Origin of the sequence: Caballeronia eucalypticola, from assembly GCF_047608185.1 — a bacterium.
GTDB lineage: Bacteria > Pseudomonadota > Gammaproteobacteria > Burkholderiales > Burkholderiaceae > Caballeronia.
Map to the genome: position 1 here is coordinate 1 of NZ_JBLKRU010000096.1, position 11,706 is coordinate 11,706.

Here is an 11,706-nt window from a genome sequence, read left to right on the forward strand (position 1 = left end):
AAGCGCAACACCAAAGCGTATAAGGTGTTGTAATGCATAAAGCAAATCAGTACGAGCAGTTGCAAGCTGAGGAACGTTTGGAGATTGCGAGCCTACGTCAACGGGGTTCTAGTATTCGGGCCATGGCCCGAATACTCGGGCGCTCGGCCTCTACCCTTAGCCGCGAACTCAGGCGCAATAGTTCTGTGCTTGGTTATGTCCCAGCAGCGGCGCACGCACTCAGTTCGGCCCGACGATCCAACAGTGCGGTCGCGCCCAAACTCGGGCCTCACAGCGCTTGCTGGAGGGTCGTCCTCACGCTGCTGGAGTGGCGTTGGTCGCCTCAGCAAATCTCTGGAGTCCTCAAGCGTATGTTCCCAAACGATCCGACTTTGCAGGTCTCGCACGAAACGATTTACACCACTATCTACGCCCACCCAGGCGGCGAACTACGGCGTCAACTCATTGCTTGTTTGCGTCGTGCTCATCGCGCCCGTATGTCGCGGACACGGGGTAGTGATCGCCGCTGGCAAATTCCAAATATGGTCAGCATTCACGTGCGCCCACCTGAAATAGAGGATCGCGTGATGCCCGGGCACTGGGAGGGCGACTTCATTAAAGGCGAAGGCAATCGCTCTTCAGTGGGCGTGTTGGTGGAGAGAACCAGCCGTCTAGTGCTGCTGGCTAAGATGGACGATGCCACAGCCGAATCTGCACTGGCTGGCTTCTCCGCCAAGCTCAACTCGATCCCCGAGCACTTGCGTCACAGCTTCACTTACGACCAGGGGCGTGAACTCTCACGGCATCAAGAACTTGCCGCTCAAACAGGCGTGAATGTCTATTTTTGCGATCCACACAGCCCGTGGCAGCGAGGAACTTGTGAAAATACCAACGGCCTGTTGCGCGAGTACTTGCCCAAAGGCACCGACCTTTCCGTCCATAGTCAGGCCGACCTCGACGTCATTGCAGACAGCTTGAACAACCGCCCTCGTGCTACGCATGCGTTTCATTCACCCTTCGAGGTATTTGCCGCGACACTAAAAGCAGCGGATCTCGCAACGTCATCTAAACATTAGACCAGTTGTTGCACTTCGACTTGAGACCGCCGCACCTCGGCTTGTCCACAGGCAAGCTCGGTGGATAAGCCTGCACCTGCGCATAACATCGTTCAAAAGAACCATACCTGAACTACGAAACCACCCATAAATTCCGCCGACCAAGCAATTTTTTTAATCGCTCGACGAGACGTCCGGCGGTCGCTGGAGTCGCATACCGGCTGACTAGGATCAGATTTTATTTAGCCAGAGGTGCCTGGTCTCATTTGGAATGCTCTCGTAAAGACTTCGTGCGTTCCAAATTTAAAATTTGTTCGGAGCGTTCCCCTCACTAGTATGTTGCACGCCCCCCGGACAAGTCGAATGTTGCACCAGTAGAAAATGAACACTCGTCCGACGACAGCCAGGAAACAAGACTGGCGACCTCATGAGGTTTTCCAGTCCTTCCCAGTGGGATTTTTGCCAGGCTATTGTCAAGGACATCCTTTGCCATTTTCATTGAAAAATCAGTTTCAATGATCGCTGGTGCGATGCAGTTCACTAAAATTGGACCCTTCGCAAGTTCCTTTCCCATGGACTTCGTGAATGCGATAACGGCGCCTTTGGCAGACGAGTAAGCCGACATGAAAGGATTTCCCTCCTTGCCCGCGATCGAAGAGATATTGACGATTCTCCCGAACCCCGTCTCAAGCATCGGAGCAACTACTGCTCGCGAGCAAAGAAAGACGCTTCTCAGATTGACGTCAATTGTCTTTTGCCAAGCATCCACATCGCAATCTTGGACGGCCACCGTCGGCCCCACCAGTCCGGCGCCGTTTACCAGGACGTCGATGCGCCCGAACTTTTCAAGGACGAGCGCAATAGCTCCGGCCACCGACATCTCGTCGGTGACGTCGACAGCAACGGCCATTGAGTTTGGTATTTCATTGGCAATCGCAAGAGCAGCGGACCCATCGATATCCCACAATGCGACGCTCAGGCCATCGAGTGCCAGGCGTTCAACGATCGCGCGCCCGATCCCACCCGCACCTCCCGTAACAATCGCGACTCGCCCCTCTCCTCGTTTCCGAGCATCGACGTCCACTTGATCTGTAACCGTCAAATCCTTTTTCATATGTCATCCCAAGATTGCTTGAGTCTTAACCCGTCGCGAATTGACGACCTGTTAGACTTTTTAGAGACCTGTAAGCCTTGTATCCAACGACACATACAAATTCAGAAGACATATCCACGGCGCTCGCTAATACCCAGATCGCAAACATGAGATTCAACTACCGAAGCGGATTGGTAAACCCTACGGACTTCGTGCGGGCGCCTATCGACATCCCACTGCCCTAATATCCGTTCGTAATTCTAAGTAGATGATCTAAGAAAGCCCAAGATTTTTATTTTTCATGACTCTGACATCGCATCATCACTTCTAATTTAAAAGTTAGTTTATGGCGTCCATCACCCTCTGTCAACGCCATTTTGTTTCCCAACCGGCCGGACATCAGGATCGACATTCCCCGGAATTACTAGGATATCGCTCTCCTTCGCGGGACGTAACATTCCACGTCATGCTGCAATAGCTACTTCCCGACTCTTTGCATATGCCCGATTCGTGCCAAACTCGACAATGCTCATCCGCTTCGTCGGGTTCGCACGTACACCCGATGCCCGTCCCGCTAGTGAGGTAAGAGTCGCAGCAAAAGGAACCCTTTTGCGACCAACGACCAACCCTGATGGCGGACAGCCCTCTCTCCCTTTAGCGCGGCAAGCTCAGTTTGACGCTGCGCCCTCTCTTTCGCAAAAGCATGGCTGCTTGTTGTTCAGCGTCCTCGAAGCAAAAGCGTTTTTCAAACCCTCCAACGTTGAACACCGAGGCTACCTTCTATCAAGTAAGTTTGTTACGAAGGCGAACGTCGGGGTTTCATCAAACGCATATCGCCCCACTTCAGGCCCCGAGAACCAAGGAGATGGAACACAATGTCCGGAGCTCGTTCTTTTGGAAGTTTTATGGTGCTCGCTGCTCGGAAGACTTTGCCAATAGACATTTTTTCAAATGATGCCATTCGTCTCCAGGCGTCGCAGCCGAAGCACGAGAAGCTGTGAGGACATTACGGTTTGCGCTTGCAAAGCGTCAGACCGATACGTGCCACACAGATTTCACACGGTATCAGAAAGCCCAACGATCACCCAACACAGCATTGCTCGGAAATAGGAAAACCGTATCTGCAATGACATCCCATCCCATACCATTCACCGAGGGATAGTCACGGGAACATTACAGGCAAGTCTTTTTTCGATTGGTCCCCCCGCAAGGCATACAGCTCCCCGTACTAGCGAAAACATCGTCTTGACTACTTTTAAATTTGAAGCTACATTTTCTGAAGAATCTCCCTCCGATGTTTGTTAGATGGGTACTGATGTGCAACGGCCGCGGCGGTTGGTCGATGCTTTTCAACACGTCCGGCTGCGCGTTGATCCGTTGCGGATTTCCGGAGGAAGCCGCGGCTATACGAATTTGTCGAACAAAGAGGCAACGCAATCCGACTGACAACCGCTACGGCTACGAAGCGTGGTTGCCCGTCACTTCTTTGATTGAGCCGAGGGCGTTAGATAACATCCGACATATCTGATCAGCGTTCGCTGGTGTATTCATGTTATGCCGTTCTGGAAAGCATCAATTCTTCACATCCAAAGCCAGCAGAGGTCGAAAAAAAAGAAGCGTTCAATCAACTGACCCACAGGGTCACACTGCAGATTTCGAACGCGAAGAAATCTACCTACATTTACCACGGGAAATAAGCGGGGCTCAGCGCTGCGTGCCGTGACTCGAAATTGCGGAGGTTTACTTTCGGCACTTAAATCGTTCTGCTTGCGCCACCGCAAGAGATGCGTCTCATATGCATTCGCACCATGTGCGCACAGTGTCGAAAAACACACTGTCGGAAATAAAACCGCAGCGGTTTCACGTGCGTATACCTTCAATTAAAGGAGAAGGAATTGAGCGACGAAAATTATGTTAGCAGTAGAACTGGGATTTTGTTAATCGACCCATACAATGATTTCCTTGCGCCGAGCGGAAAGCTCTGGCCGTTTGCCAGGGCGGTCGCCGAAGAGGTTCATTTGCTGGACCACTTGCGCAGCATCGTTTCCGAAGCTCGGGCTGTTGGCGTCAAGATATTTTACGTTCCTCATCATCGCTGGGAGCCAGGCGACTTCGATAGTTGGAAATATCCCACGCACACACAGGTTGCGTCTGGAAAACGCATGACGTTTGCCAAAAACTCGCATGGTGGTGAGTTTCACGACGACTTTAAGCCGCAGCCCGGTGATGTCATCATCAAAGAGCACTGGGCACAGAGCGGATTCGCCAACACCGATCTTGACCATCAACTCAAGCAATTCGGTATCGACAAGATCGTCGTCATTGGGATGCTCGCGAACACATGTATCGAATCGACCTCCCGATTCGGGATGGAATTGGGCTACCACGTGACACTTGTCAAGGATGCCACGGCCGCGTTTAGCAAAGAGGCAATGCACGCTGCGCATGAAATTAACGGCCCTTCGTTCGCACACGCAATTTTAACAACGGAAGATTTGCTTAAGATTTTTTCCGGCATGAAACACATCTCTTGAGGAAATCAGAATGCAAGTACTTTGCGTCATTGGACGAAGCGCGCAAAAAAAGGATCAAGTGATAGAAGCGACCGGTATCAAGGAGGAAGTGAGCTACGTGTATGACTGTTAAGCGGAAGGTTTGATTCGTCAACTGGTCGCGCGTCGATGCCTCGGGTGCTTGCATGTTCATGGAGGTCGAGAACGTTGCGACGGCTCGTGTGCTAGTTTTGGACCTGCCTCTAATGAAGGAAGGAAAACTGGTGATCGAGTCGCTGATCGAACTGAAGCCGTATACGGGATTCGCCAAGACGCTTTAGCCTGGCCGTCGCTTTTTATATATCGCATCTGTGCACCTCCACTCACGACGAGAAACCATGAAAGTTACCGGGAAAATGTTAATTGGAGGTGCGTGCATCTTTGGGACGGCTGGCACCGTGCGAGCGTTCGATCCAACGTTAGGCATGCAAATCGATCCTCCCTTCGGCGCGGCCACTACCGAAGACGTGAACCACGCTTGCATACTTGCAGACGAAGCCTACGATTCATACCGCAGCACATCTCCGGAAATTCGCAGCGCGTTTCTTGACTCGATTGCCGACAATCTTCTCGAACTCGATGATGCTCTCTACGAGCGAGCGGCGGCTGAAACGGGCCTCACACGAGCTCGATTGAAAAGCGAGGCTGGGCGCACGGCAGCGCAATTGAGAATGTTTGCCGATGTCGTGCGTCAAGGTCGCTGGCGTCAAGCAACGATCGATTCGGCTGATGCTGCTAGAAAGCCGTTGCCGCGTGTTGATCTGCGGATGCAAAAGATTTCAATTGGTCCGGTAGGCGTTTTCGGGGCAAGCAATTTCCCAATTCTTTATTCGGTCGCTGGCGGAGATACTGCCTCGGCGCTGGCTGCTGGTTGCCCTGTGATAGTAAAAGCGCATGGCTCGCACCTGGGCACCTCTGAGCTGGTCGGTCGAGCAATTCAAAAGGCAGTCAAGGACTCCGGACTTCACGAAGGCGTTTTTTCCCTGCTCATTGGCGCCGGAAACGAGACTGGAGAATCGTTGGTCGACCACCCGCTGATCAAAGCCGTGGGATTTACCGGTTCAGAGGGCGGAGGCATGGCCTTGGTTCGTCGTGGGGCCCAACGCGCAGAACCGATTCCGGTATTCGCTGAGATGACGAGCGTTAATCCAAATTTCGTCCTCCCCGGCGCACTCAAAGCGCGCGCGTCAGACATCGCGGCTCGATTTGTCGATCAGATGACCTCGGGTGTAGGTCAAATGTGCCTGAAGCCAGGAATGATCCTCGCGATCGAGCGAGACGGTTTTGACGATCTTAGGTCTGCCTTGAGCACCGCGCTCGCACAGAAATCCCCAGAAACGATGCTGAGTCCAGGTATCTCGGAGCACTTCGCGCGGGCGGCCGAAAGAACACGGACGGGACACGAAATTGTCTCCATTTCGAAAGGGCCCTCGCCCGAAAAGCAGTATGACGGTCAGTCCGAGATTTTCGAACTGAGCGGCGAAGCGCTTCTGGCGGACCCAAAGTTAGCGCAAGAAATGTTTGGCCCCGCCGGAGTGCTTGTTCGTTGCGCAAGTGTTGAACAACTGGTAGCCTTAGCTGCTTCATTTCAAGGACAACTTACCATGTCACTCCATACCGAACCTCCTGACCACGAAGTTGCAAAATTATTGATTCCAATATTGGAACGAAAAACCAATCGAATTTTGTTCAATAAGTTCGCCAATCAGGTAGAGATCGGATTTGCAACGATTCATGGAGGTCCTTACCCTGCGACTTCCGACAGTCGCTTTACATCGGTTGGCGCGACGGCGATCGACAGATTCTTGCGACCAGTATGCTACGAAAATATGCCATCCGATCTTCTCCCATTGGCGTTGCAAGACAGTAATCCCCTGTCTCTATGGAGAGTCACCGATGGCACACTCAGCTTCAACTGAGCAGTGGTATCCCGCGCGCGCATGCTCGCAGGTCAAAATCGACCGAAAGCGTACAAGCGTTGGATCTGCGCAATGTCACGCCGAATATGAGCGTCCAACTGTTCTCCAAGTTCAAGGATCCGATTTCGGCTGCCACTGGAAGAGATGACCTTTTGTCGAGCGCCAGAAACGGTGAAAACCTTGCTAGGTAAGTGAAACTGCTGCCGCAGCCATGCGAAATAATCCGGGCGGCCAACGCTTTGCTGCGTTGACTCCGGCGTGCTCCACTGCTCCACTGTCACTGATTGTTAAGAATTGTTGGACGCCTGCCCTATACCGCAGGCGTGTGACTACCCCGGCGCCGGCGGGCGGGCGTCCAACAATCCTTAACAACTCCAGCCGGAGAAAATATTCGGCACCGCTCGCTTCAGCGCTATGTGAAGATAAACCGCGAAGGCTATCCGCCACGGCGGTATTAAAAGATGGACTGCCCGGTAAGTGTGGTCAAAGTTTCCAGTGACTTCGCGCCGGCAAGTGAGTTGCCGTTCGCGTCGAGGCCGGGCGACCAGACGCAGACCGCCATTTCGCCCGGCAGCACCGCGACGATGCCGCCGCCGACGCCACTCTTAGCTGGCAAGCCGACGCGAAAGACGAAGTCGCCTGCAGCGTCGTAAGTGCCGCAGGTCAACATCAGCGCCGACAGACGCTTGGTCGAACTGCTGTCGAGGATGCGCTCCCCGGTCGATGGTACGACGCCGCCATTACTCAGAAACAAGGCGGCCTTCGCCAGTTCGACGCAACTCATCGAGATCGCACATTGCCGGCAATACGCATCAACTACCGCATGGACAGGCATTTCCAGCATGGACAGGCATTTCCATATTGCCAAAGCTCGCGATGAAATGCGCCATAGCTTGGTTGCGATCTGCATGCCGCAGTTCGGACTGTGCGACGCGCAAATCGTAGTCGATTGTTGCCTCCCCGGTCAGTCGCCGCAGAAACTCAACCAGAGCGGTCTCGGCCTTGACGAAGCGTCGGCACAGTACGTCGGTGACGACCAGCGCCCCAGCGTTGATGAACGGATTAGGCGGCTTACCCCGCTCGGCTTCGAGTTGCACCAGCGAATTGAACGGTGTCCCGGACGGTTCGCGGCCGGCGCGTTCCCAGAGTTCATCTCCGAGCAGCCGGAAAGCCATCGTGCTGGCGAATAGCTTCGAAATACTTTGGATCGAAAACCGAGTGTCGGCTTGGCCCGTACGGAAGACTTCGCCGGCCGGTGTGGCGATCGCCATGCCGAAGCTGCGCCACGGTTCGATCTCGCGATGAATCCGTTCGAGGATCGCCTGATAGTTTTGAGTCGTGGCGGATGCGGCGGAACGTCAATCGGTGGGCTTGCGATGATACTTCAGAGAGCGTGCGCAGCGAGTGTGGAAACGAAAAAGCCCGCGTTGTAGCGGATTCGATGGAATCGGCCCGAGGTAGTCGACTCGCTCGAGTGACTTCGCAATGTCAAATAGATGGCGGTCAAACAGCGTGCCGCAATGCTCGCATTCGAAATTCATTCGCTCTTCGTTCTTCATACTCGCATCTATTCAGAGTAACTGCCCCACGCTCCAGCCAAGGTCTCGTCGACCGAAACGTATTTGTCGAGTCGGCACGAACTCGGATTTTCAAGACGAGGGACGCTGAACGACAACGTGCGAACCGGTCACCGACAATCGCGTGGTAACTGCTTTGGCGGCTGTCGCGGCGATGACCGATGCTTCAATTCTGTAGCGTTCGTTAGGGTGTCGGCGTTCCCATCGTCATAGAGCGCCGGAGCGGATTGAGCGTTTCGAGCGCGAACATGACCAGATCGACGGCACTGCGCTCGCGGTTGAAGTCCTCGACGCGGCCGGTTCGCACGAAAGACCCGCCGTAGCGGTCGAACGTTGTCAGCTGCGTGTCATAGTGCCCGTTCAAGGGCGTACCGGTGTCGTCGTTCGCGATAGTTAGCTCGCCCAAGGGTCGGGCCGCCTCTTCATTGCCATCCGGCAGTAGTTCAATCGTGACTCTCAGCATGGTCGCCTCCCATTGCGTATCTGTTTGCGCGGTATCGGACAATGTATGCCGCCGCCAGTCATGCGCTTACCTGCACGGGTCGTGCTTTTCGTCCTCAGGGGGCGAATCGTTAGGTTTTTGTTCCTTGCCGTGGGCAGCGGCCGTCGCGAGTTCGTCGCAAATCTGCGGCCAGCGGCGATGATGGAACTCCTCGGTTCGAATCGATCTCTCGGGAATGGCCGAGAAGAACCGAACAGCATAGTCGCGGCTGACACGCCTTCCGGCACCACTCTTCGCGATTGATACGATCTTCTCGATCGCGCGCAACGCCTGTGCCTCTTTTCCCGGATCAACGGCTAGCTCTTCCACGTATCGGCGCGCTACGCAAATAGCAAGATGCGCCTGCACCTTCCCGTTACTGCCGGGCTGCTGCTTGTCTTTAAGGTGTGCGAGATTGGCAACGCGGCTTTCCAACACGTCGAGCGGATGCATGATGAGGATGAATGCATCTCCCACTTTCACCTTCGTTGCGGTTTTTATGACATGGTTCGTGTCAAGACCATGCACTTTATGGATCACGTCGATGTTGACGAATTCGGCGTCGGATAACCTGATCTGCACGCTTCCCACTAGCGCCGTCAAACCCCGACGTGGCGCCAACTCTATTTTGGCAGAATCGCCAAAACCGTCTTTTATCGCATCGAGGTGTTTCCTCTTGCCGAGAAAATCCGCGTCCTTGGAAACAGATCCTCCGAACTCCGCCAATTGCAAGCCGATGTCGTAATGCTGCGCCCAAAAACCAAGCGCTTGGCCACCGACAAGCACAACGTCATCGCCAGTTCTTTCGACAATTTTTTGCAGTAAATTACTGGAAATCGCGACTTCCTTGGGACCAGTCAATATTCCACCGACCGGTGCGTGATGACCACCTGCCGCATGATTTCTCCCGAAAACAAAAACATCGATTCCTGCCTGCGAATGCCTGCCCGGAGGTCTGCGCGATCGCGCCGCTGTCGGGCGCGTTTTTCCGTCCAGCGTTCGTCATCCTTGATGATGGGCAGGCCCAGGTCGTCAGTTTTCGTATCCATGGCGTACTCCATTACCGCTGCTGCAACATTGCTATAGCTTAGCGCAATGCGCGCCAGCGGTCATCCGCGTGCACGGTTAAGGTGTTGAAAAAATAGGGGTTTCGGTCCAATTTGAAAAAATGAAAAATGGAAGGAAACCACACATCATCATCAACATCGGGAATGACGCCAGACGTCAATCCATTAATGCCGCTTGTGCTTATCCGCTTGGAAGAAGGCAACACGCATATCGGTTCGCGCGCGCGTCGCACAGTGCGTGATGACGACCACCGTGCTCACGGTAGTACTTCTCTGATCGCTCCGGATCCAGGCAGGCATTGACCTGTTCGGCCAAGCTATTCTCCGGCAGTTCACCCACCAGATCCATCAGCAATTCCCAATCGGCACCGTAATCGAAACTGAGCGTCAATGTTTCCTCAAGCGCAAGTTGATCAAGCCATGCACGCACCTCAACGGCGAGCGCATCACGTGTGAACACGCGGTCCGGAGACTGGCCGAGTTGCGGCAACACTGCTGCCCTGACGAACTCACTGCACGCGCGCATATCGAAGTCCGATCGTTCACCGTAGAACTCGCGACCGTCGTCGGCTACCAGCCCAATGCTGATGAGATCGCAATCGATGAAATCCGTAAATTCGGTGTCGACGAAAATGCGCATGGGGCCTCGGTCCGAAGGATTGCTCGTTATCTTATCAACGATCGTCGATCGGTGAGTCTCTTTGATACCGGGCGTCGTTGCAGCTTAGCGCGAGGCAAACGAGTGCTCCTTCGGTTAGTGAGTGGGCCAGCGCCTAGCTGGGCGGAACGCAGTTGCCGCAGTTAACCGCGAACTAACCGCTATGGTTTGTGATCCCGCCAGGTTTTCCGCAAAAATTCGCAGGTCGTTTTGCCTTTCTGCTGGAACGCGCAATAGATGTCCTCAAAGTTCGGAATTGAGCTGCGGCCAGTCATGACAATCCGCAACTCGCCGAATTTAGATTTGACCATCGTCACATCCAGGTAGTCGTCCGAGTTCGTCGGAATGTCGACAACAGCTTGCTCGAAGCTCGATAACGCCTCATCGAGAAATGCAAACCAGCCATCGTCACATTCGAACGTGCCGTGTCCCTGCCTACCTTGTTCCCGAAGGTAACGCAGCAAGCGCGGATGGCGCTCGAACAACGCGTGTTGGGATGACCGATTCATGTTGCCCCCGGTGAGACGTGGCCCCGTTCATTCGGACAGTTTTTTCGATTTTTAAGTGGAACGCTGGGCGGTCACGCTGCCGATTTAATCGCGGGCAGCATCGCGAAGTAAGCTTCATCCGGGGTCTTGTCCGACAGACTTGAATGAGGCCTTTGCTGGTTGTACCACGTCAGGTAATGGTCGATTGACTTCCTTGCGTGTGCGACAGATTCGTAAGCCTTCAAATACACTTCTTCGTACTTCACGCTGCGCCACAGCCGTTCGATAAAAACGTTGTCCCGCCAGCTTCCCTTGCCGTCCATCGACAGAGCGATCCCACGCGAGCGGACCGCGTCGGTGAAGTCTGTACTGGTGAACTGGCTGCCTTGATCGGTATTGACGATCTCAGGCAATCCATACTTCGCGAACGCTTCTTCAAGCGCTGCCACCGCATGCTCAGCTTCCATCGTGATCGCGACTCGGTGGGCTAAAACACGGCGGCTGGCCCAATCGATCACAGCAGTGAGATAGACGAAGCCCTGTGCCATAGGCACGTATGTCGTGTCCAATGCGAACACCTCGTTGCTGCGCTCGATCTTCCGATCGCGCAACAGGTACGGCCAAATCTTGTGAGCCAGATGTTTGCGGCTCAAGTTCGGCTTGCGATACAGCGCCTCGATGCCCATTTTGCGCATCAACGTGCCGACGTGCTTGCGTCCAATCGCGATGCCCTCTCTCTTGAGCAAGCGCATTAACATGCGCGCGCCGGCAAACGGATGCTCCAGGTGCAACTCGTCGATCCGGCGCATGAGCGCCAGATCTGCGGCACTGACCGGG

At 54.2% G+C, this 11,706-nt stretch carries 10 protein-coding genes and 1 pseudogene; 3 read left to right on the forward strand and 8 right to left on the reverse strand.

Going from position 1 to position 11,706, the window contains the following annotated elements:
• Positions 1-32 precede the first annotated feature (32 nt).
• Positions 33-1,055 carry an IS30 family transposase gene (locus ACMX25_RS40280; RefSeq protein WP_414948293.1) on the forward strand — a complete coding sequence of 341 codons (1,023 nt, stop codon included), beginning with the start codon at positions 33-35 and terminating at the stop codon, positions 1,053-1,055.
• 310 nt (positions 1,056-1,365) lie between these two features.
• Here the strand turns inward: ACMX25_RS40280 and ACMX25_RS40285 are convergent, their stop codons facing one another.
• Positions 1,366-2,148, reverse strand: coding sequence for an SDR family NAD(P)-dependent oxidoreductase (locus ACMX25_RS40285; RefSeq protein WP_414955384.1), 783 nt, complete (start codon positions 2,146-2,148; stop codon positions 1,366-1,368).
• A 1,874-nt stretch (positions 2,149-4,022) separates the two neighbouring features.
• On the opposite strand from ACMX25_RS40285, the gene ACMX25_RS40290 reads away from it, so the two are divergent.
• Together ACMX25_RS40290 and ACMX25_RS40295 are read left to right on the forward strand one after the other, a co-directional pair.
• The gene (locus ACMX25_RS40290; RefSeq protein WP_414955385.1) at positions 4,023-4,661 is read left to right on the forward strand and encodes a cysteine hydrolase family protein; all 639 of its coding nucleotides are present in this window, start codon (positions 4,023-4,025) and stop codon (positions 4,659-4,661) included.
• Between the two features lie 356 nt (positions 4,662-5,017).
• Complete coding sequence (locus ACMX25_RS40295) at positions 5,018-6,598, forward strand: aldehyde dehydrogenase (NADP(+)) (RefSeq protein WP_414955386.1); 1,581 nt, start codon at positions 5,018-5,020, stop codon at positions 6,596-6,598.
• A gap of 454 nt (positions 6,599-7,052) precedes the next feature.
• On the opposite strand, the pseudogene ACMX25_RS40300 reads toward ACMX25_RS40295, so the two are convergent.
• The 7 genes and pseudogenes from ACMX25_RS40300 to ACMX25_RS40330 form a co-directional block, all read right to left on the reverse strand.
• Positions 7,053-7,917: pseudogene (locus ACMX25_RS40300) on the reverse strand (glutaminase).
• A 442-nt stretch (positions 7,918-8,359) separates the two neighbouring features.
• A complete protein-coding gene (locus ACMX25_RS40305; protein ID WP_414955387.1) occupies positions 8,360-8,638 on the reverse strand; it encodes a hypothetical protein in 279 nt (92 codons plus the stop codon).
• Positions 8,639-8,704: 66 nt separating this feature from the next.
• Entirely contained in the window at positions 8,705-9,517 is an 813-nt protein-coding gene (locus ACMX25_RS40310) for a hypothetical protein (RefSeq protein WP_414955388.1), read from the reverse strand.
• Positions 9,514-9,705 carry a hypothetical protein gene (locus tag ACMX25_RS40315; protein ID WP_414955389.1) on the reverse strand — a complete coding sequence of 64 codons (192 nt, stop codon included), beginning with the start codon at positions 9,703-9,705 and terminating at the stop codon, positions 9,514-9,516. Before ACMX25_RS40315 ends, ACMX25_RS40310 begins: the two co-directional genes overlap by 4 nt.
• 199 nt (positions 9,706-9,904) lie before the next feature.
• The gene (locus ACMX25_RS40320) at positions 9,905-10,363 is read right to left on the reverse strand and encodes a 3'-5' exonuclease family protein (RefSeq protein ID WP_414955390.1); all 459 of its coding nucleotides are present in this window, start codon (positions 10,361-10,363) and stop codon (positions 9,905-9,907) included.
• 179 nt (positions 10,364-10,542) lie between these two features.
• Complete coding sequence (locus ACMX25_RS40325; RefSeq protein WP_414955391.1) at positions 10,543-10,890, reverse strand: hypothetical protein; 348 nt, start codon at positions 10,888-10,890, stop codon at positions 10,543-10,545.
• 71 nt (positions 10,891-10,961) lie between these two features.
• A partial coding sequence (locus ACMX25_RS40330; protein WP_414954486.1) for an IS3 family transposase occupies positions 10,962-11,706 on the reverse strand: 745 nt, incomplete at its 5' end.